The sequence below is a fragment of the Paraburkholderia sp. USG1 genome (genome assembly GCF_031570135.1).
GTDB lineage: Bacteria > Pseudomonadota > Gammaproteobacteria > Burkholderiales > Burkholderiaceae > Paraburkholderia > Paraburkholderia dioscoreae.
In genome coordinates, this window is sequence record NZ_JAMWXW010000008.1 from 215,752 (window position 1) to 236,680 (window position 20,929).

Consider the following 20,929-nt stretch of genomic DNA (forward strand, 5'->3'; position numbering starts at 1 on the left):
ACTTACTGTGCAAGGGCAGTGGGTGGAACACCGGGATCAGATTTTTCAAACCTGAACGCCGGTGTTCTCGCCACTCCGCCGGATCAGACCAGGCCGGTCGCGTAATAGACAGCGATCACAAAGAAGACCGCCATTGTCTTGATCACGGTAACCGCGAAAATGTCGCGATACGACTGGCGATGCGTCAAGCCCGTGACCGCCAGCAGCGTAATCACCGCGCCGTTGTGCGGCAGCGTATCCATACCGCCGCTCGCCATTGCGACCACACGGTGCAGCACTTCCATCGGGATATGCGCGGCTTCCGCACCCTTGATGAACACGTCCGACATGGCCGCGAGCGCGATGCTCATGCCGCCCGACGCCGAACCTGTGATACCGGCCAGCGAACTCACCGAAACGGCTGCATTGACGAGCGGATTAGGAATGCTCTTCAGCGCGTTGCTGACCACCAGAAAGCCCGGCAACGCCGCGATCACACCACCGAAGCCATATTCCGACGCCGTATTCAGCGAAGCCAGCAGTGCGCCGGCCACCGCAGCCTTGGTGCCGATCGCGAAGCGTTCGCGCACGCGGTTGAACGCCGTGATGACGACCATGACGATACCGAGGAGCAGTGCGCCTTCCACGGCCCAGATTGCGACTACGGCCTTGATGGTCGTGGTGACCGGTGCGTGGATGCCCGGCAGGATGTCCGGCGCAATGGTGTACGACGCGCCGTACCAGTTCGGAATCCAGCGGGTCAGCAGGAAGTTCGCGACGCCGACCAGAACCAGCGGCGCAACCGCCAGCAACGGATGCGGCAGTTGCTTCGATTCCACGCGCTCCGGCTCGTTGACCAGATCCGTGCCGTAACCTTCGCCGGTCGCCATCGCCGAGCGGCGGCGCCATTCCAGGTACGTAAGTCCGACCACGATGATGAACAGCGAGCCGATCACGCCGAGCGCGGGCGCGGCCCACGACGTCGTCTTGAAGAAGGTGGTCGGGATGATGTTCTGGATCTGCGGCGTGCCGGGCAGCGAATCCATTGTGAACGAGAATGCACCGAGAGCGATTGCGCCGGGCATCAGGCGCTTCGGAATATTGCTTTGACGGTACAGCTCGGCCGCGAACGGATAGACCGCGAACACCACCACGAACAGCGAGACGCCGCCGTAGGTGAGCAGCGCGCACACCGCAACGATCACCGCATTGGCACGCGAGCGGCCGATATAGCGGATCGCGGCGGCCACGATCGATTCCGAGAAGCCCGACAGTTCGATGACCTTGCCGAACACGGCGCCTAACAGGAACACCGGGAAATAGAGCTTCACGAAGCCGACCATCTTATCCATGAAGATGCCGGTGAAAACGGGCGCGACGGCGGCCGGATCGGTCAACAGAACGGCGCCGAGCGCGGCGACAGGCGCAAATAGAATGACGCTGTAGCCGCGGTATGCGGCAAACATCAGAAACGCCAGTGCGGCGAGGACGATGACAAAGGACATTGAGTCTCCAAAAGCTTGGTTGTTCTACATGGTCGCCGTCCCGAGGATGCGACGGCACGGCGCCGGCAAATGCAGGTTCCGTGCCACGCACGCGACAACGGCCGGCCGCCTGATTGCGCGGGCCCGAAGCTCGAAACGTGATGCGGCCGATTGTACCCAAACGTCTCCAGAACGGGACGTAAATCAGCTGAACATAGGCCAAACCAAGGTAAAACCCTTATGCCATAGGCTTGCTGGTGATCTCGCCGATGAGATAAGCTGTGTCTACGAAATGAGACAAACATAATAAAACGTAGCCGGAGACAGCGACAGCATGATGAACGACTGGGCGGGCCTGCCTGCCACTTACGGCGACGTATTGCGCCGGGCGATGGATTCGCTCTTCCGCACATTCGAAAATTTCAGCGAAGGCACGTTTATCGTCGACGCCGACGCGCGCGTGGTCTGGATCAACAAGCGCTATGCGGCGCGCTTCGGTTTTTCGGACCCGGAGCAGGCCATTGGCCGCGATTGCGAGGCCGTGATTCCCAACAGCCTGATGCGCGAGGTCGTGAAGACCGGCAAACCGATTCTGCTCGATATTCTGGAAACGGACCGCGAACCGCTCGTCGTGACGCGTCTGCCGCTGAAGGACGACGCGGGCGCCACGGTCGGCGCCGTCGGGTTCGCGCTCTTCGATGAATTGAAGGCGCTCACGCCGCTCTTTTCCCACTACTCGCGCGTGCAGGAAGAGTTGATTGCGACGCGCCAGTCGCTCGCGCAGGCGCGGCGGGCCAAATATACGTTCGGCAGTTTTGTCGGCACGAGCGCGGCCAGTCTCGAAGTGAAGCGCCAGGCGCGCCGCGCGGCGCAACTCGAATCGCCGGTGCTGCTGCTCGGCGAAACCGGCACCGGCAAGGAGCTGCTCGCGCATGCCATCCACGGCGGCTCGGCGCGCGCGAATCAGCCGCTGGTGACGGTCAACGTCGCGGCGATTCCCGATACCTTGCTCGAAGTCGAATTCTTCGGCGCCGCGCCCGGCGCGTACACAGGCGCGGACCGCAAAGGGCGCGTCGGCAAATTCGAACTTGCGAACGGCGGTACGCTGTTTCTCGACGAAATCGGCGACATGCCGCTGCCTTTGCAAGGCAAGCTGCTGCGGGTGCTGCAGGACAAGGAGTTCGAGCCGCTAGGCTCGAACCGGATCGTGCGCGCGGATGTGCGGATCATCGCGGCAACCTCGGCTGATCTGCCTGCGCTGGTCGCGGCGGGGCGCTTTCGCGCGGATCTGTTCTACCGGCTGAACGTGCTGGCTATTCACGCGCCCCCCTTGCGCGAGCGGACGTCCGATATCGAAGCGCTTGCCTATGCGATGCTCGAAGATCTGTCGACGCAGGCAAGTGGCGCCAGTCACTTCGAATTGCAGGACGACGCGTTGCGGCTGCTGTGTTCGTATGGGTGGCCGGGCAACGTGCGCGAATTGCGCAACACGCTGGAGCGCGCCGTGATGCTTTCCGACAGCGAGCGGATCGACGGGCGGGCACTGGCGCCGTTTATCGGCTCGGCGCATGGCGGCGGGCATCGTCGTCAGGCGGCACCCGATGTGCTATCCCCGGCGCGAGCCCCCGATGCGGAAGCCGGCGCGCCTGAACCAGCCTCGTGGAGCGACGCGATGGCGGCTTTCGAGAAGCGTTTCCTGACCGACGCCTTACGCGCCAACGGCGGTCGCGTGATCGAGACGGCCAGCCAGATCGGCATGGGCCGTGCCACCCTCTATAAGAAGATCGCGGCATACGGCATCGGCGTTTGACCCCGTTCGGCGACGTCGAGTGACGCAGCGTAATTGCCGCGTGGCACAATCGCGTGATCGAAAAACAAGATGTGATCGGGGTTTCAGATGAAACGCAGTCTTTCCTCCTTCGCGCGCCGGGCCTGCGCCACGCTGGCGATCGGCGCCGTGGTCGCGCTGGGCGCTTGCAGCAGTAGCGCGCCGTTGTTCCTGTCGGACGGCCGCGCCACGACGCTGGTGCAATGCCCGGCCGGTTCCGACTCCTGCTCGCAGCAGGCCAACGCGAGCTGCGGCGGCGCATTCGACGTCGTGCGCCAGTCGACCGAAAACGGCACGCTCAACCTGATTTACGCCTGCCGGGCGAAATAACGGGCTGCGCCGGCCGCGCAAGGCCGGCGCGTTATGCATCTCAGGCATTCCTTCGTTCAGCCCGCTGCTCGCTCGAATACGCTGGCGGGCGTCTCCATCACGCCGTCGATTTCACCCGTGACCGCCAAACGGCCTCATTCACGCTTCAAGGTCGGGTCGATAAACGCATGGCGGTCATAAAGATGTGCGTCTAATGCAGGTTTGGCTCCGAACTTTTATGCGTAATGAGTTTTAATGACGCGCTTCATATTATTTCCTGCGTGCGGGCATAATCGAAAACCTCCGCTTTTCACCATTAAGCGAAGTCGGTGCGGAACCTAACGGAACGCGAAGTTTGGTGGCAGTATGCTTTTCTCACGCGCTCGGGATTCAAGCGGCAAGCAGGTTTTGCCGGCTCAGAGTTTACGCAAAGGGAATTCAGGAAGGATTTTCCGTTTCAGATAAGAAAGAGACCGATGCGGCACGTTTCATGCTTCGATTTACGCATTGAAAATAGTTCAACGAGTAATACGGGGAAAGCAATGAATCATCACCAACTCGAAAAAGATATTGAACATCTTGAACACGTAATCTCGCATATCTCCGCTGAAGACCGTATCCCGCTGTCGTATTGGCGCAGCCGCATTGATTCCGTTTCCGGCGCGGTGCGGGTGCCGGCGCAGGCGAGCCGCGTCAAGCGGCTCAACGCCGCGCTTTCGGCGCTGGAGGAGCGGCAAAAAGGTTGAACGCCCGTGACGGTCGACGGCTGCGATGGTTTCTTCGATCGGGTAGCATGTGCAGCAAAATTCCACCGATCGGGACAAACATGCAACCAGCAGGACTCTCCGCGTCTGGGCTGACGGCGCTGACCAACGCCATGCAAGGCTACGTGGAGCGCGGTGAAGTTGCGGGGGTGGTCGCGATGGTCTGGCGGCGCGGCGAGATTGGCTACTTCGAGCCGCTTGGTTTGCGAGATGAAGCCGCGCAGTTGCCGATGGAGCGCGACACTCTGTTCCGCATTGCCTCCATGACCAAGCCGGTGACGAGCGCCGCGATCCTGATGCTGATCGAAGAGGATCGGCTCGCACTCGACACGCCGGTCTCCCTCTGGTTGCCGGAACTGTCCGCGCCGCGTGTGCTGCGCGATCCCACCGGCCCGCTGGACCAGACCGATCCGGCCAGAGCGTCGCTCACCGTGCTGGATCTGCTGACCCACCGCGCCGGTTTCGCCTATCATTTCACGGCGACCGGGCCGCTCTCGGAAGCTTACGCTGCTGCTTTCAACGGTTTCGAAGCGCATATGGACGGCAACGCCTGGCTCGCCCGCATCGCGGATTTGCCGCTGATGTTTCAGCCCGGCTCCCGCTGGCACTACGGCATCGCGACCGATGTGCTCGGCGTGCTGATCGAACGCGTGAGCGGCATGCCGCTCGGCGAGTTTTTCCGGACCCGGATTTTCGAGCCGCTTGGTATGCGCGACACCGCTTTCTGGGTGCCCGACGCACAACTTACCCGACTGGCCACCGCCTATGGCGTGGAACCGGGCACGCGGCGGCGGGTGGTCGAAGATCACCCGTCGTCGAGCCGATGGGCGAATCCGGACCGATTCCAGAGCGGCGGCGGCGGCCTGATTTCGACCGCGCAGGACTATCTGCAATTCGCGCAACTGCTGCTCGGGCGCGGGCGGGTCGGCGTGACGCGTTTGCTGTCGCATCGCTCCGTCGACCTGATGCGCTCCAATTTTCTGACGCGCGACCAACGCCGCGTGCCGGCCTTCGGGCATGTGCAGTGGGCAGGGCAGGGGTTCGGCCTCGGCTTGTCCATCGTCGACGACCCGGCGCAGCAGTTGCCGCTCGGCTATCGCTCGGTGGGTTCGTTCGGCTGGCCGGGCGCATATGGCACGAGCTGGTTCGCCGATCCTGTGGAAGACCTGATTGGCCTGATGCTGATTCAGCGGCGCTCCATCGAACCGTTTCCTATGGCAGTCGACTTCGAACGCCGCGTGTACGATGCAATTGACGATTGAGTGAACCGGCTGCGTCAGGGCAGGCGTCTTTTAGATGCGTTACCCGCGCGCGGTGTCGGGCCTCTCTATCCGGCAATTTATTCGTCTGATAGTGTCCGCACTTCAGTTTTATCGTCCAAACGATCGGAGCACCCGTCATGGCCTCGTACAAGCAGTTGACTGCCCAGCTCGAAAAACTCCACAAGGAAGTCGCGGCTGCGCGTGAGAAGGAAATTGCGCAGGCGATCGCCGAGATCAAACAGAAGGTTGCCGAATACGACCTGACTGCCGAAGAGCTGGGTTTTACGAGCAGGCGCACCGTGGGCCGTAAAACGGCTTCGGTTGCCAAGTATCGCAATCCGAAAACCGGCGAGACGTGGAGTGGCCGCGGCCGCTCGCCTGCATGGCTCGCGGGCAAGAATCGCGAGCGCTTTCTGATCGAAGTCTGAGGCGCGTCAGTGCACGCCTTGCCTGCCCGTCGTGCACCGGACTGTCTGAAGTGATGTCCCGTGCGGGTTTTCTCGCACCGTCGCACGGTTCCCGAAAACGCTCACCTTTCGCGTGAGCCTGGCCCGTGAGCTTGTGGGTCCGCATGCGCGAACTGCGGCGGGCCAGTTTGGTTCGGTGAGCCTGGTTTCGCCGGAACGCGTACCTTGCGGCTAGCTTGCCGCTGGCAGGCCGCAGTCACTGGCCCATTTCTCTGAAACCCTCGCCAGCCTTTGCTGGCGGGCATTCCCAGGCTCTGCGAAGAATCGCAGGGGCTAACGCTCGAGACTTTTCCGGTTGCGCCTGCCGTGTTGAGCGCTGTGCGGAATTTCACTGCGCAGGTGCGCGACCGATCGTCCGCAAGCTCACCTTTTGACGCAATTCAAGGGCGCATCGGCACGAGTCCCGAAAACCCTCACCTTTGTGCTCTCCCACACCTGCAGGCTACTGCGCTCGGGACTAACCGGGAGTTGAGTTCCCCTCATACCCCGGATCAAAACTCATCGATACATGGTCGCGGATGCCGAACGTCACAATCGGTCATCCCCTCAACCCCGACGGAAAGACCATGAGCGCATCGACGGCCAAACTACTCTTTATCGGCGAAGGATTCGAAGGCCCGGCGTTCACGTCCGCGCTGACGCAAGCGGTGCGCAAGTTGCGCGTGGCAACGCGTTGCAAGGCGAGGTCGAACAAGGTCCGCTGATCAATCAGGCTGCGCGGAAGAAAGTCGAAACGCATGTTGCCGACGCATTGCAAAGGGCGCGAGGATTTTGACCGGCGGCAAGCCGCGCACGGCCCCATTTCTCTCGACGACGTTCCGTTGAACGCGTTTCACGTCAAGATCGCCGGGCTGACGTTCGGTGCGCACCTTACCGAAGGTTTCGCGCTCGGCCCGATCGGTTACGCGTTCGTATCGATGGATCGGCAGTTCCGCGTTGCTGGGTATTTTCTTCGGCAGGGTGGTATTCGGCTGGCTATCGGATCGCGTGGGACGACAAAAGATCTTTCTGCTCTGTTTTCTGATCATCACCGCAGCCGCGTTAGCGCAGTTTTATGTGCGCTCGCCGCTGGAATTGTGCCTGCTGCGCTGTCGGGACTTTCCTGTTGCCGCCCGGCATCGTGCATCTCGGTTTCCCCATCACGATGATGGTGCTTGCAGCGGTGTTGCGGATCGGCATGTTGGTGTCGATCGCGTGAGCGCCTGAAACAAGTGTTTGACGCTTAACGAAGCTAGCGGCGCGCAGCGCGCTGGAACGCTACTGAACACTATAGAGACCTTGCTGCATTGGCAACGATACGGCAGATTTTTGTTTCGAACAGGCTGGTCGCTTTCGTGGACGCCGCATATTGCGCGGCGGATTGCCGCTCCCTGTTTATTTACCAAAAACCAGTTTGATCGATTCTGCGCGCGCTGATGGCTTACTCCACTGGGCTCACAGCGCGTCATCGGCCACCCGGCTTCCCCGTTCAATTCCTAAGAGAGGCGATTTGTCCCAGACAGTTTTTACCTGGGAAAATCTATGATTGGTTTTCTTTTGAGTGATATCAAGATCGCTAGTGAAAACATTGCATATCTGGCTTGCAATATCGAGGCACTCGAGGTGAACGACGGCCCCGCGTAACTCCGCGATCGCCGTTGAGTCTTTCAGTTTCGTCTTTAGGAATACAAGCAATGAAATCCATGATCTCCTCAATCCTGATAGCTACCGGCGGTGTGTTGAGTCTTGCGCCGGTTGGCGCCCATGCGGCTGACGGTACGATCAATTTCAGCGGCGCTGTGTTAGACACCACTTGCTCGATCAACGGCACGGCGAGTGGTACTTCCGCCAACCTGTCAGTCACGTTGCCGTCGGTTTCGGCCAGTGCGCTTACGACATCAGGCGCCGTGGCCGGTATATCGAACGCGGCGGATGTGAGACTTGTCTTGACGGGTTGCACTGGCGCGGCCACCAAGGCGATTGCGAACTTCGAGAATGGCCAGACGATCGACCAGTCAACGGGCCTTCTGGCGAACCAGGGCGGCACCGCGAAAAATGTGGAAGTTCAACTGCTCAACGAGCAAATGCAGCCGATCAATGTGCTGACGGGCACGAACAACGATATCGGCACGAACGGGGTGGCCATTGCCGGCGGGGCGGCAACGCTGCAGTATTACGCACGGTATTACGCGCTCGATGCCGCTCAGGCGGGTTCGGTCTATACGTCGATTCAATACACGATCCAATATCAGTAAACCCAGATAGAGGTGCTCCGCGCGGGTGTACTTTTTTGCTATCCGTTTGGAAATTGACGGGCGGAAGGCGTCTATTCAAACCGGCTCTGATCCGCCGCATAAATTTTCAATTGCGCGCTCTTCGTGTGTCTCGTCATTTCTTGCTTCGCGGTTTATACGTTTTTGCCGACCCTTCTGAAGGCGATGGATCTTAACAGCGATTCGGGCGCGGATTTTCTGCTGAATGGGTTTCTCGTACCTGGCGCGTCGATCGACATCTGGTTGACCATCAAATTGCCGCGTCGTGTATTCCTGATTAGTGCGTTCGCGATTTTCACGCTGAACATGTTGACGATCTCGAAGCTCGTCGGCGTGTCTCCACCAGAGCATGGACGTATTTCTCGCGTGGCAGATTGCCACATCTTGGAAAGAGGCGATTTGTCTCACGTAATTTGATGTGGGACAACTTAACATTGCATTGTCTTATCTCTGGTGGACAGGTCAAGCGTTTAGAGCAGGAAGAATCGTATTCCTTAACTGAATGATCGGCGCGCTTGACGTATGTGGCGATCCTTGTGCCAGACAGGGATCGTTTTTTGATTTGATCAGCTTTGCTTAGTTTATTGGACCAAACGTTATGAAGTTATCCCTCCCCGCAGTCGCGATCGCCGCCTGCAGTCTGTTCGGTCTCGTCCCCCTTGGCGCCCATGCGGCGGATGGCACGATCTCCTTCACGGGCACCGTGACGGATAGCACGTGTTCGATCAATGGCAACGCGAGCGGCACTCCCGCCGATAAATCGGTCACGTTGGCGCCGGTTTCGAGCGGTTCGCTTGCGTCGGCAGGCGCAGTAGCCGGTACGTCGAACCCCACGGATCTGCAATTGAATCTGACGGGCTGCAGCGGCACGGCCACCAAGGCGATTGCACGCTTTGAGAACGGTCCGTCGGTCGACCAATCGAATGGCTATCTCTCGAACATGGGCGGCACCGCGCAAAACGTGGAGGTTCGTCTCCTTAACGCACAGATGCAGCCGATCAACGTCGCGACGGGCGCGAACAACGATATCGCGACGAACGCGGCAACCATCACGGGCGACAAGGCAACCCTGCAGTACTTCGCGCAGTATTACGCGACGGGCGTTGCGGCTCCCGGCACGGTCAGCTCGTCCGTTCAATACACGATGGAGTATCAGTGAGCGAAGGCCCTTTTGCGCGCTTTTTCTGAAACACCGATAGACAGACCGCAATGAAGCTGCTCAGAAAATTGCCGATAGGAATCGGCTTTGTATGTGCGCTGCTGGCCGGCAGCATACATGCAAGCGTGACGATCGGCGGTACGCGCGTGGTGTATCCACTTGAGCAGCGTGAAGTGACGGTCAAGCTGGATAACGACAGCAACAAACCCTCGCTCGTGCAGGTCTGGATCGACGACGGCAAGCCGGATGCCAAACCCGGTGAAATCAAAGTGCCGTTCGTGATTACGCCGCCGATTTTCCGTATGGACGCGAAAAAGGCGCAGACGTTGCGCGTAATGTACACCGGCGAACCATTGCCCCAGGACCGCGAGTCGGTTTATTGGCTCAATGTTCTGGATATTCCACCGAAGGCAGGTGCTGTGCCGGACGCCAATACTTTGAGCCTGGCGTATCGCACCCGTATCAAGGTTTTCGCGCGGCCGGACAAGCTACCCGGCAAGCCTGAAGATGCGGCCGCGCAACTGCGTTGGAGTATTACTGCGTCGGCGGATGGCAAGGGGCAGGCGGTCAGCGTTTCGAATCCGACGCCTTACTACGTTTCGTTCAGTGAGATCGGCGTCGAAAGCGGTGGCCACACCTTCAGGAACGATCAGGGCGGAATGGTTGCGCCGCGCACTTCAGCGGCCCTGCCGATCGCGAAGATGAATGGTGTTGCCGCGGGCGCGAAGGTGCACTACATCGCAATCAACGACTACGGCGGCCCGATCGACGGCGACGCCGCTCTCGGCGACTAGCACCGCTACATCCTGCCAGGGGGCAGCCAACCCCCTTCTCCTACACGGCGTGCGTTGCACAGGCAACGTACAGAGGCGACGTACGCCCGTGGCGGGACATTGATTCCGATCACATCATGAAGGACTTACCCTGTTGCCGGTCGTCCGTTCGCAGCACTGAACTCGCTGGTGCGTTCAGACTCGACCCAGCCGCTGCTGTCGTCACGCTGGCATGCGCGGTCCTGGGCAGTGTTCAGCCGGTACGCGCACAGGCGTCCGAACCGGTTCAAGCGGGCGCAGCCGTGGAGTTCGACACAACATTTCTGCGCGTCGATTCGAATGCAACGGTGGACGTCACGCGGTTTGCGCATGGCAACGCGGTATCCGCAGGCGTTTATTCCGTCGACCTGTTTATCAACGGTATTCGTGTTGCGCGCCATGATGTGCGTTTTGTGGCCGCGAGCGAAAAGACTGCGGCGCGACCTTGCTTCAGCCGGCAAATGCTGGAAACGCTTGGCGTCGACTTTGCCAAGGTCGCTGCGAATAACGAGGCGAAGGCGGTAACCGACGCCGGCGCTACCGGCGAATGCATCGACCTCGCGGCAGCCGTGCCCGACGCTACGGCGGACTTCGACTTCGCGGAACAAAAGATTGCCCTTAACGTACCGCAAAAATATATGCGAAACGTTGCGCGCGGTTACGTGCCGCCCGAGATGTGGCAGAACGGAGTCAACGCAGCTTTCCTGAGCTACAACGCGAACGCTTACCACAGCGGCGGATCTGGAGTCGAATCGACCCAGAGCTATGTCGGTTTGAATGCCGGGGTGAACCTCGGCGCATGGCACTTTCGCCATCAGTCGTCGGTGACCCAGCAAGGTGGCGCCGCCACGCAATTCGACAACATTGCGACCTACCTTCAGCGTGACATCATCACGATGAAGTCGCAATTGACCGTCGGCGACGGCTATACGACCGGCGATGTTTTCGACAGCGTGCAATTTCGCGGCGCGCAGATCGCCACCGACGACCGCATGCTGCCAGAATCCCTGCGAGGCTACGCGCCGATCGTGCGTGGCACGGCTGAATCGAACGCACGCGTGACGGTTCGTCAGAACGGCCAGGTGATCTACGAAACCACCGTCTCGCCGGGTCCGTTCGAAATCAACGACCTTTACGCGACCGGCTATGGCGGCAACCTGGATGTCACCGTCACCGAAGCCAACGGCCGTACGAAAAGCTTCACTGTGCCTTACGCCTCGGTTGCCCAGTCGTTGCGGCCCGGCACCACACGGTTTTCAGTCACCGCCGGCGAGCTCCGCAATTCCACGCTGGAGACAAACCCGAATTTCGCGCAGTTCACGTTACAGCGGGGGCTAACCAATCTGGTCACGGTCTATGGTGGCGCCGTGGCTGCTAACGGTTATATGGCCGCCGACGTGGGCGCCGCACTGAACACGAAGTTCGGCGCGCTGTCAGCTGACGTGACAGGCGCTCAAACGCAGATTCCGGATCAGGGTATGTCGCGCGGCACCAGCTTGCGCATCGGATACAGCAAGTTCATCGATCCGACCAACACGAACATTGCACTCGCGGCGTATCGCTATTCGACGGCGGGGTACATGAACCTGTCGGATGCAGCGTCCGTGCGTGACCTCGCTATGCACGGCGGCGATCCGGATTCGGTGTACCGGCAGCGCAACCGTTTTCAGGTCACGCTCAATCAGAATTTCAAGGAATACGGGACGGTCTTTCTGAACGCTTCCGCTCAGCAATACTGGAATCGCAGCGGCAGCGATGTGTTCTACCAGGCTGGTTATAACAATCGTTTCAAGTACGGCACGTACAGTATCAGCGCAGGGCGCACACGCAACTCGAACGGGTCAATGTCGGACCAGATCATGTTGAGTACCACGTTGCCGCTCGGTCGTGACCAGTATTCGCCCCTGCTGTCGACGAACCTCGGCAGTTCGGGCGGAAACACCAACCTGCAGGCCAACGTGAGCGGCTCGCTGGGCGAGCGCAACCAGTATTCGTATAGCGCGTATGGGGCGTACGGCGACGGCTCGGGCGCCAGTACCGCGAGCGCGGGCGCGAGCGGCACCTATCGCGCGCCATACGCGCAGTTGACGGGATCGGCGAGCGGGGGAACCGGCTCGAGCCAGGTGTCGGCGGGTATCAGCGGGTCGATCGTCGCGCATCCGGGGGGTGTCACGTTCTCGCAGACGGTGGGCGACACGTTCGGCGTGATCGAAGCACCCGGCGCCGCAGGCGCGAGCGTGACCAGTTCCCCCGGCGTCAAGCTCAATGGACGCGGCTTTGCGGTCGTTCCGTACCTGACGCCATACGGCATCAACACCGTGGATATCGATCCGAAGGGCACGTCGACCGATGTGGAATTTGAGTCGACGTCGGAGCAGGCGGTGCCGCGATTGGGTTCGGTGGTGATGATCAAGTACAAGACGGTGACCGGCCGCGCGGCGTTGATTCGTGCACCGCAGCCTGGCGACAAGGCGCTGCCATTTGGCGCGGACGTGGTCGACGGCAACGGCAAGACCGTGGGTATCGTCGCGCAGGACAGCCGGATTTTCGCGCGCGGACTCGAGGACAAAGGCTCGCTGTTCGTGAAATGGGGCGCGTCGGCCTCCGGGCAATGTCGTATCGATTACATGTTGCCGCCGCAAACAGGTAAGGCAGGAGCGGCCTACACGTCTGTGGAAGGGCACTGCGTGGGTGAGACGCTAACCGAAAAGGCGAACCTTGCTTCCGGCAGTACCAGGCAAACAAATTCGAAGAGCAATTAAATGTCTGCGTTCAAGTTCTGTCCACAACGATCCGGTCGTCTTGACGGACAACACGGACCCGTTCAATCGGTCCAATGTTCTCACTCCGGCCGCGGACTCGACCGCAAAGGGGATTGGTCTTCAGATATTGAATAACAAAGGCGCGCTGGTGTCGTTCGGATCGGACTCATCGGAGCCCTTTACGACCAACCAATGGCTCATCGGTGCGTCACCTGACGGCCGGCTACAAGTGCCTTTGACCGTGCAATAGGTGCGAACGGGGGACGTGGAGGCTGGCTCGATCACAGCACTCGCCACTTTCACGATGTCGTATCAGTAAAGCTTTTGGGGTGGACCCGCCTGAAGCTTCTCCGCCGCACCAGCCCCTTTTCGATACGTCATTCCCCATGACGTGTATCATTCGTTCCCTGCGCTGTTCTGCGCTGGCGATTCCCGTATTGTCGAACGCTCGTTCGTGACCTGTTTCCAACGCGGTCGAGTTGCCGTTGTGACGCGGGCCGCCGGCCCAACTCCCGCAGCCCGACGCCGCCGCGCAAGGCGTGGCACACCGGTAGCCACAAGCCGCCGGGAACCGCCCGAACCCCTATCCGTGACCGCCAGACCCGATGTCAGTCTCCGAACTCAAACGCCGCCGCACGTTCGCGGTCATTTCCCACCCGGACGCGGGTAAGACCACGCTCACGGAAAAGCTGCTGCTGTTCTCGGGCGCGATTCAGATCGCGGGCACCGTGAAGGGCCGCAAGAGCAACCGCTACGCGACGTCCGACTGGATGGAGATCGAAAAGCAGCGGGGCATTTCGGTGGCGAGTTCGGTGATGCAGTTCGAGTACGGCGACGCCGTCATCAATCTGCTCGACACGCCGGGCCACGAAGACTTCTCTGAAGATACCTACCGCGTGCTCACCGCGGTCGACGCCGCCGTGATGGTGATCGACGGCGCGAACGGTGTCGAAGCGCAAACGCTCAAACTGCTCGAAGTCTGCCGCAGCCGCAAGACGCCGATCGTCACTTTCATCAACAAGCTCGACCGGGAAGTGCGCGAGCCGCTCGAACTGCTCGACGAAATCGAGCAGCACCTGGGTGTCGCCGCCGTGCCGTTCACATGGCCGATCGGCATGGGCAAGGATTTCCAGGGCGTCTACGACATCCAGCGCGATCAGGTGCGCCTGTTCCGCGCGGGGCAGGACAAGGCGGGCGGCGAGGTCGAAACGCTGCACGCGCTCAGCGACGAAGAAGGCGAACGCCGCTTCGGCCATGCCTGGGTCAAGGCGAAGGAAGAGATCGATCTGATCACCGGCGCGTCGCCGGATTTCGATCGCGAGCAGTTTCTCGCCGGTCAGCAATCGCCGGTGCTGTTCGGCTCGGCGATCAACAACTTCGGCGTGAAGGAAATTCTCGACGCGCTGGTCGATCTGGCGCCGCCGCCTTCCATGCGCATGACCGTGCAGCGGCCCGTGATGCCGGACGAACCGAAGTTCACCGGCGTCGTGTTCAAGGTGCAGGCGAACATGGATCTGGCCCACCGCGACCGCGTGGCATTCATCCGTGTGTGCTCGGGGCATTTCGAACGCGGCATGGCCGTGAAGGTGACGCGCACGAACAAGACGTTCCGCGCGAACAACGTGGTGACGTTCCTGTCGCAGCGTCGTGAGACGGTGAGCGAGGCCTATCCGGGCGACATCATCGGTATTCCGAATCATGGCACGCTGAGTCTCGGCGATACGCTGACCGAAGGCGAGCAACTGCAGTTCGTCGGCCTGCCGTTCTTCGCACCGGAAATTTTCCAGACGGTGGAAGTGGTCGATCCCATGCGCGCCAAGCAACTTGGCGAAGCGCTCAAGCAACTCGGCGAGGAAGGCGCGATCCAGGTGTTCCGTCCGGAAGTGGGCGGCTTGATGATTCTCGGCGCGGTCGGGCAACTGCAGTTCGAAGTGGTGTCGCACCGTTTGTCGACCGAATACAAGGTCGACGTGCGCATGGCGCCGGCGCGTTACCGCATGTCGCGCTGGGTGACTTGCGACGATGCCGCCGAACTGCGCCGCTTCACCGATTCATACGCGGCGCGGATTGCGCTCGACGCTTCGGATGCACCGACTTATCTCGCGTCGCACGTGTCGGAGATCGAAGTCGCGCAGAAGGCATGGCCGAAAATCGTGTTCAACGAATTGCGCGAGCATTCTGGCGCACCGTTCAAGAGGGCGATGTAAATCCGCAGCGACGGTAGTCGAACGCAAAGCAAGGCAAAGCAAGACAAGCAAATGGCCCCGCCAGAAACGGGGCCATTTGCGTTAACGGCGCTACGACGATTTGTATGCTGCGTCGGCCAGCCGCGCGTTGTCTCCCAAAGACACGCCCTTCCTGGTGCGGTGCCAACCGGCTGCCTGACGGAAGCGCCGCGCGAGCGCCCGACTTCGCCTATGCTGACGAAGACGCACGCCTGACCGCCAGGCGGCTTGCCTTCCCCAGTTTCCGGAGCGCCCGTGACCGTTCGCAATCTCGACGCCTTGTTTCGACCCAAATCCGTCGCCGTGATCGGCGCTTCCGAGCGGCCGGGCAGCACCGGCGCGATGGTGTGGACGCGCGTGCTGGACGGCGGCTTCGAAGGCCCGCTCTGGCCGGTCAACCCGAAGTACCCGACGCTCGGCGGCCATGCCGTGATCGGCGAGACCGGCGACTTGCCGGAAGCGCCCACGGTCGCCGTGATCTGCACGCCTCCGGCCACATGGCCGGGCATCATCCATAAGCTCGGCGGCTTGGGCACGCGCGCGGCGATCATCGTGGGCGAGGTGCGCAGCGATGACGACCGGCTCGCGTTGCGGCATGCGCTCTCGGCGGCACGGCCCAATCTGCTGCGGATCGTCGGGCCAGGCAGTCTCGGCGTGGTGTCGCCGGCGCTGCACGCGCATCTGGGTGCGCCGTCGTGCACGGTGAAGGCGGGCGGTGTCGCGTGGGTGTCGCAGTCGAATGCGCTGACCAATGCCGTGCTCGGCTGGGCACAGGCGCGCGGCCTCGGCTTTTCGCATGCCGTGGCGCTCGGCGCAGAGGCGGACGTGGACGCGGGCGACGTGCTCGACTATCTGGCCAGCGATCCCGGTACGCGCGCCATCCTGCTCGAACTGGACAGCGTGCGCGCGGCGCGCAAGTTCATGTCGGCGGCCCGCGCGGCGGCGCGCAACAAACCGGTTCTGGCGCTACGCTCCGGCCGCGCCGATCCCGCCGACGCGCTCTACACGGCCGCTTTCCGCCGCGCGGGCATGGTGCGGGTCGATTCGCTCGACGATCTGCTCGACGAAATCGAGACGCTGGGCGTGGGCCGCGTGGCGGCGGGCGCCACGGCCACGCTGATTACCAGCGACAGCGGCCTTGCCACGCTCGCCTGCGACGCCTTTGCCGCGGCCGGTGATACGCTCGCGCCGTGGCCCGACGAAGCGTCCGAGGCTCTGCGGCAGGCATTGCCGCATGCCGTCGGCGGCAATCCGCTGCGGCTTGGCGACGACGCGCGCCCCGAGCACTTCGGGACCGCCCTCGAACTGCTCGCGAACCAGCGCGGTTCGGGAACGGCGTTCGTCGTGCATGCGTCGACGCACAGTGCGCCGGTGGGCGAGGTGGCGCAGGCCTTGATCGCGAATCAGCGCTTCGCGTATCGCGGCTTGCTCGCGTGCTTTTTTGGCGGCGTGGATGCCGCCACGCGCGACGCGCTGCACGCTCAGGGCATTCCGGTTCACACGACGCCGCAGCGGCTCGCGCGCGCCTTCGCGCGGCTGGTCGACTATCGAATGGGGCGCGAACTGCTGATGCAAACGCCCGAGGGTTTGCCGGCGCAAATCCCCGCCGCGATCGATGCAGCTCAAGCACAGGCGCGCGAGGCGCTCGCGGAAGGTGGGCATCAACTAATCGGCGTAGCGGCGGCGCAGTTTCTTGAGCGTTTTGGCTTACAGGTGGAAACGGCCCCGCAGGCATTGGACGGCGCGGAAGCGAGCCCCGGTTCAACTGGCAAGCCCATCGTCGACATCGTCGTCGAGCTTCACGACGACGACAACTTCGGCCCCGTATTCCGTTTCACGGCACCAGCGGTCGACGGCATATCCGAACCGCTGCGCGTCTACGGTTTGCCGCCGCTCAATCCCATGCTCGCGCGCGACATCGTCGCGCGTTCGCGCTACGCGCAGCTGATTACGCCGGACCCGGCATTGGCTGCGCTGACGGCGCTCTCGCAAGCGGTGTGCGATGTAAGGGAAATCGTCGGTCTCAGGCTGACACTGCGGGTGTATCGCGATCGCGTGACGGTCGTCGGTCCTTCATTGAGCGTTGCGGCAACGCGCAGCCGTCTCGCGATCGTGCCCTATCCGCGCCGCTTCGAAGAGACGCTGGACTGGCAAGGCTTGCGGGTAACGGTGCGGCCGATCCGTCCGGAAGACGAGACCGCGCACCATGACTTTGTCGAAGCCATGACGCCTGAAGATTTGCGCCTGCGATTCTTCGGCGCGGTGGGCAGTTTCGACCACTCGCAACTCGCGCGAATGACGCAGATCGACTACGACCGCGAAATGGCGCTGATCGCCACCGTGCAAAGCGAAGAAGGTTTCACGCGGACGCTGGGCGTGGTGCGGGCGGTCGCCGATCCCGACAACGAAACAGCCGAATTCGCGGTGGCGGTGCGCTCGGACCAGAAAGGCCGGCGCCTCGGCCAGTTGCTGATGGACCGGATTATCAGATACGCGCGGGCGCGCGGCATCCATTGGCTGATCGGCGAAGCGCTGCGCGAGAACGTCGCGATGATCGCGCTCGCCAAAGCTAGCGGCTTCACGATGACGCGAACGGAAGATCCGGGTGTCGTCGGCTTTCGTATGGCGCTGGATGAACCGGCCGAACCGGGCACGGGGAGCGCGGCGCCAACCGCGCCGGGTTGAACGGATCACTGTTGCGTTGCCTTTACAGCAGGCTGCGCAAACGGCCAAGATAGTTGCTGCGGCGGTGATCGAAGCAGCGAGAGGCGCTGAAGGCCTCTCGCCACAAGAAGCGTGAAGGAAGGGAGCACCTTCTTCAGGCCGGCAGTTTGGCAGCGGCTTCGTCGACTTGCGTGCGCGTTACCGACAGTTCTTCGAGCCATGCGTCGCCATACACCGCACCGGTTTCGCGCTCCAGGCGCGCGATGGTCGCCGCGCAACGGTTCGCATCCTTCGGCGTCGCGATGAACGACTTGACCGAGTCACCGGCTTTGAACGCGTCGAACAAGGGCACGCGAATATCGTCGGGCAGCGGACGGGTCGTCCACTGATACGGTTTGCCGTTAAACGTGAATTGCGGCGGCAGCACGCGTTCTTTCTTCGCGGCCGGAATCAGACCGAAGGTGCGCGCGGCGTCGCCGATCTGCTCGGCCGAAAACAGCTCGTCCGGGCTGATGTCGAATTGCTGGATGAAGGTCTCGATGCTCTGCATCGCCGCCGCGCGATCATCACGGCGCTTTTGCGCATGAGCGACGATGTCGCGCAGTTCGTCGGCTTCTTCAGGCGTGATCGTGAAGCTCGACTGCTTCTGCTGGAGTTCGGAAAAACGCTGGAATTCGGAATCGGTCAGAAGTTTCGCCATTGCTTATTGATGAGCGCGCATGAGCGAACCCATGCGGCGTGATTTTTGAGAGGGTCGCCATTCTAAACCATGTGTGCGAGCGGCCGGTTTTCCAGTCCGGGTGCTGGCTTATTGATAGCTCAACGTAAAGGTCATCCGCCCGCGTACCGTGCCTGATTCAACCTTGCCGGTCGAGATATATTGGGCCGTGAGCGGGATGCCAGTCGTGTTCGCCGACGGGCCGACTAGCCATTGATTTGTCGTACCCGGTGCCGCCGAGTCTGGTCCGAAGCTGACCGGCGATCCGCTACTGTCCAGCACACGCAGGCTTATTCCCGAGGCGGTCGAATCGCCTGTGAGCGTTAGATTGCTGGTTGTGTTGCCCGAATCAGTAGCGTCGGTCAGCGTAACGAAAACGTTGGAGCCGGCCTGGCAGGATAGGTCGATGGTGAAATTCGTATTGCCGGCCGTCGCACCCCGCACGGGGAATGCATTGATTGCAACCGGCGGTAGTGGGACGCCCAAAGACGGAGTCGTCACGTCGCAGGTACTAGCGGCGATTGTCGCTGTACCGATCGAAAGCGTATTTAGCACGGCGGAATCGACATTGTGAGCAATGTCGTGACTTTTCAGCAACGCCAAGGGAAAGTTAAGGATCTGTCCGCTGCTTGCTTCGGCAGAGGTTTTCACAAATTGATATGTGAAAACATAGTCGGCGTTATACGTTGTCCCAGATGCGACAGCCGGCCCAAAATCCCCCGACCTTGTCTTCGACAAAACTGAATTGTTATAAGTGACGTCGGTGACCCGGATTCCGATGCCCGTCAGGTTCGTATCCCACACATCATGCACGGTTGCGTCCACTCCTGCATAGGCGTCGAACTTGAGATAATAGCCGTTGCCTCCAGCATTAACATTATTCGGACAACTTACCCTCAATGTGGTGGACATAGGCGGACCAATCGACGTACCGACTTGAGCGTCGTGCGGCACGGTCACCGTGCCAAAGTCGACTGACCCGTTGCCCGTGATTGAGCATTGGGGAAACGCAGCATCAGCAGGCGCGCTAACTGTCAGTGCGGCGAGAGCTGCGACGCCCAGAGCGGCAAGGGTGAAATATCGATAACGCGCAGTTCGGGGAAGCTTCTCGTGCATGGCAGAGTTTCATGTGCGAGTGAACTCGCAGTTGCGTGGGGGAATCCCAGCAGCCTCGCATAGTAGTTGCTAACCCTGGTGAACACACGCGACGGTTCGTCACGCTACGCGGCGTCCTCATGAAACATCGACAGCGCCTCTACCGTCTCGCGCAGCAGCGCGGTGGCGGCTTCCAGCGTCGGCGCGACGTATTCGTCGATACGCCGCAGATACGGACAGGTGAGCGCGGCAATCGCCTGGCCGGACGGACCCTGGATCGGAAACGTCACGTCGGTCACGCCGAACGTCTGCTGGCTGTCCTTCTGCGAAAAACCCGCCGCGCGAATCCGCTCGCAGGCCTGTTCGAGCGCGTCACGATCGATCGTGACCTCGCCCTTCACCTTGGTGTGTTCGGCCAGCATCTGTTCACGCTGCTCGATGCTTTGAAACGCCAGCATCACGCGGCCCGAACCCGTATCGATCAGCCCGACGCGCGAACCGAGCCGCACCGACATGCCCCACGTACCCGGCCCATCCACCTGCGCGATCACCAGCAGATTGCCGCGGTCGTACACCACGAGGTGACACGATTGTTCGGCAGCATCGGCAAAGCGCTGCATGAGCGGCAGCGCTTCGGAGATCAGCCGGTTCATCGGCGGATGACGATGGGCGAGCGCGTACAGCTTGAGACTGAGCGAATAGCGGTCGCCCGCCGCCGAGCGCACCACGTACTGACGCGCGACCAGCCGTTCGAGCATGCGATACATCTCGCTGGCGTTGCGTCCCAGCAGCTTGGTGATTTCGGCGCGCGTCAGCCCTTCCTTCTGCTCGGCGAGCAGTTCGAGGATGTCGAGGCCTTTGTCCAGCGCCGGGGCGCGATAACGGTCGGCGTCGTCTTTGTCTTCTGCGTCCATCGTGAGCGAGGTTTTGTGTGCTGTTCTCATTATCTGGCGCGTGAGTGTACGTGCGTGACGAATCTCATGCGAGATGTCACCGGTCCAGGGAAAACACGGACGGTTGGTGCAGTGCACATTGCTTGACTTCGAAAAGTCCGTATATGAATAATACGTTCATTGGTGAATGAACGCACGCCAATACTAGATAACAAGCGCAGGACGAAGTGCCGGCATCCCACGTGCCGGTTCACGC

At 61.4% G+C, this 20,929-nt stretch carries 15 protein-coding genes and 3 pseudogenes; 14 read left to right on the forward strand and 4 right to left on the reverse strand.

Going from position 1 to position 20,929, the window contains the following annotated elements:
• Positions 1-83: 83 nt before the first annotated feature.
• On the reverse strand, positions 84-1,484 hold the full coding sequence (locus NE850_RS13535; protein ID WP_007178694.1) for a GntP family permease: 1,401 nt from the start codon (positions 1,482-1,484) through the stop codon (positions 84-86).
• Between the two features lie 313 nt (positions 1,485-1,797).
• On the opposite strand from NE850_RS13535, the gene NE850_RS13540 reads away from it, so the two are divergent.
• The 14 genes and pseudogenes from NE850_RS13540 to NE850_RS13605 all read left to right on the forward strand — a co-directional run bounded on the left by NE850_RS13540 (position 1,798) and on the right by NE850_RS13605 (position 17,988).
• Positions 1,798-3,273, forward strand: a complete 1,476-nt coding sequence (locus tag NE850_RS13540; protein ID WP_310698851.1) for a sigma 54-interacting transcriptional regulator — start codon at positions 1,798-1,800, stop codon at positions 3,271-3,273.
• Between the two features lie 87 nt (positions 3,274-3,360).
• A complete protein-coding gene (locus NE850_RS13545) occupies positions 3,361-3,621 on the forward strand; it encodes a hypothetical protein (RefSeq protein ID WP_007178696.1) in 261 nt (86 codons plus the stop codon).
• Positions 3,622-4,142: 521 nt separating this feature from the next.
• Positions 4,143-4,346 (forward strand): hypothetical protein, encoded by a 204-nt coding sequence (locus NE850_RS13550; RefSeq protein WP_007178697.1) that lies wholly within the window; start codon positions 4,143-4,145, stop codon positions 4,344-4,346.
• Between the two features lie 80 nt (positions 4,347-4,426).
• Entirely contained in the window at positions 4,427-5,626 is a 1,200-nt protein-coding gene (locus tag NE850_RS13555; RefSeq protein WP_007178698.1) for a serine hydrolase, read from the forward strand.
• Between the two features lie 137 nt (positions 5,627-5,763).
• On the forward strand, positions 5,764-6,054 hold the full coding sequence (locus tag NE850_RS13560; protein ID WP_165187567.1) for an H-NS family nucleoid-associated regulatory protein: 291 nt from the start codon (positions 5,764-5,766) through the stop codon (positions 6,052-6,054).
• A gap of 659 nt (positions 6,055-6,713) precedes the next feature.
• Positions 6,714-6,882: pseudogene (locus NE850_RS13565) on the forward strand (aldehyde dehydrogenase family protein); the annotation flags it as partial.
• A gap of 32 nt (positions 6,883-6,914) precedes the next feature.
• Positions 6,915-7,182 (forward strand): annotated as a pseudogene (locus NE850_RS13570) (MFS transporter); the annotation flags it as partial.
• 584 nt (positions 7,183-7,766) lie between these two features.
• On the forward strand, positions 7,767-8,327 hold the full coding sequence (locus NE850_RS13575) for a fimbrial protein (RefSeq protein WP_007178702.1): 561 nt from the start codon (positions 7,767-7,769) through the stop codon (positions 8,325-8,327).
• A 59-nt stretch (positions 8,328-8,386) separates the two neighbouring features.
• Positions 8,387-8,693, forward strand: a pseudogene (locus tag NE850_RS13580) (MFS transporter); the annotation flags it as partial.
• A 250-nt stretch (positions 8,694-8,943) separates the two neighbouring features.
• Positions 8,944-9,504 carry a fimbrial protein gene (locus tag NE850_RS13585; protein ID WP_007178703.1) on the forward strand — a complete coding sequence of 187 codons (561 nt, stop codon included), beginning with the start codon at positions 8,944-8,946 and terminating at the stop codon, positions 9,502-9,504.
• Between the two features lie 50 nt (positions 9,505-9,554).
• Positions 9,555-10,298, forward strand: coding sequence for a fimbria/pilus periplasmic chaperone (locus NE850_RS13590; protein ID WP_007178704.1), 744 nt, complete (start codon positions 9,555-9,557; stop codon positions 10,296-10,298).
• Between the two features lie 116 nt (positions 10,299-10,414).
• A complete protein-coding gene (locus NE850_RS13595; protein WP_007178705.1) occupies positions 10,415-13,078 on the forward strand; it encodes a fimbria/pilus outer membrane usher protein in 2,664 nt (887 codons plus the stop codon).
• A gap of 605 nt (positions 13,079-13,683) precedes the next feature.
• On the forward strand, positions 13,684-15,285 hold the full coding sequence (locus tag NE850_RS13600; RefSeq protein ID WP_007178706.1) for a peptide chain release factor 3: 1,602 nt from the start codon (positions 13,684-13,686) through the stop codon (positions 15,283-15,285).
• Between the two features lie 273 nt (positions 15,286-15,558).
• Positions 15,559-17,988 (forward strand): GNAT family N-acetyltransferase, encoded by a 2,430-nt coding sequence (locus NE850_RS13605; RefSeq protein ID WP_165187569.1) that lies wholly within the window; start codon positions 15,559-15,561, stop codon positions 17,986-17,988.
• A 133-nt stretch (positions 17,989-18,121) separates the two neighbouring features.
• Here the strand turns inward: NE850_RS13605 and NE850_RS13610 are convergent, their stop codons facing one another.
• The 3 genes from NE850_RS13610 to NE850_RS13620 form a co-directional block, all read right to left on the reverse strand.
• Positions 18,122-18,667, reverse strand: a complete 546-nt coding sequence (locus tag NE850_RS13610) for a hypothetical protein (protein ID WP_007178708.1) — start codon at positions 18,665-18,667, stop codon at positions 18,122-18,124.
• Between the two features lie 108 nt (positions 18,668-18,775).
• Positions 18,776-19,801 (reverse strand): fimbrial protein, encoded by a 1,026-nt coding sequence (locus tag NE850_RS13615; protein ID WP_165187570.1) that lies wholly within the window; start codon positions 19,799-19,801, stop codon positions 18,776-18,778.
• Positions 19,802-19,905: 104 nt separating this feature from the next.
• Entirely contained in the window at positions 19,906-20,694 is a 789-nt protein-coding gene (locus tag NE850_RS13620) for an IclR family transcriptional regulator (RefSeq protein WP_035516882.1), read from the reverse strand.
• Positions 20,695-20,929 lie beyond the last annotated feature (235 nt).

Excerpts from the sequence above, each read along its gene's own strand:
- NE850_RS13535 (WP_007178694.1), bottom strand. The coding sequence starts at position 1,484 with ATGTCCTTTGTCATCGTCCTCGCCGCACTGGCGTTTCTGATGTTTGCC.
- NE850_RS13540 (WP_310698851.1), top strand. The coding sequence starts at position 1,798 with ATGATGAACGACTGGGCGGGCCTGCCTGCCACTTACGGCGACGTATTG.
- NE850_RS13545 (WP_007178696.1), top strand. The coding sequence starts at position 3,361 with ATGAAACGCAGTCTTTCCTCCTTCGCGCGCCGGGCCTGCGCCACGCTG.
- NE850_RS13550 (WP_007178697.1), top strand. The coding sequence starts at position 4,143 with ATGAATCATCACCAACTCGAAAAAGATATTGAACATCTTGAACACGTA.
- NE850_RS13555 (WP_007178698.1), top strand. The coding sequence starts at position 4,427 with ATGCAACCAGCAGGACTCTCCGCGTCTGGGCTGACGGCGCTGACCAAC.
- NE850_RS13560 (WP_165187567.1), top strand. The coding sequence starts at position 5,764 with ATGGCCTCGTACAAGCAGTTGACTGCCCAGCTCGAAAAACTCCACAAG.
- NE850_RS13575 (WP_007178702.1), top strand. The coding sequence starts at position 7,767 with ATGAAATCCATGATCTCCTCAATCCTGATAGCTACCGGCGGTGTGTTG.
- NE850_RS13585 (WP_007178703.1), top strand. The coding sequence starts at position 8,944 with ATGAAGTTATCCCTCCCCGCAGTCGCGATCGCCGCCTGCAGTCTGTTC.
- NE850_RS13590 (WP_007178704.1), top strand. The coding sequence starts at position 9,555 with ATGAAGCTGCTCAGAAAATTGCCGATAGGAATCGGCTTTGTATGTGCG.
- NE850_RS13595 (WP_007178705.1), top strand. The coding sequence starts at position 10,415 with ATGAAGGACTTACCCTGTTGCCGGTCGTCCGTTCGCAGCACTGAACTC.
- NE850_RS13600 (WP_007178706.1), top strand. The coding sequence starts at position 13,684 with ATGTCAGTCTCCGAACTCAAACGCCGCCGCACGTTCGCGGTCATTTCC.
- NE850_RS13610 (WP_007178708.1), bottom strand. The coding sequence starts at position 18,667 with ATGGCGAAACTTCTGACCGATTCCGAATTCCAGCGTTTTTCCGAACTC.
- NE850_RS13615 (WP_165187570.1), bottom strand. The coding sequence starts at position 19,801 with ATGCACGAGAAGCTTCCCCGAACTGCGCGTTATCGATATTTCACCCTT.
- NE850_RS13620 (WP_035516882.1), bottom strand. The coding sequence starts at position 20,694 with ATGGACGCAGAAGACAAAGACGACGCCGACCGTTATCGCGCCCCGGCG.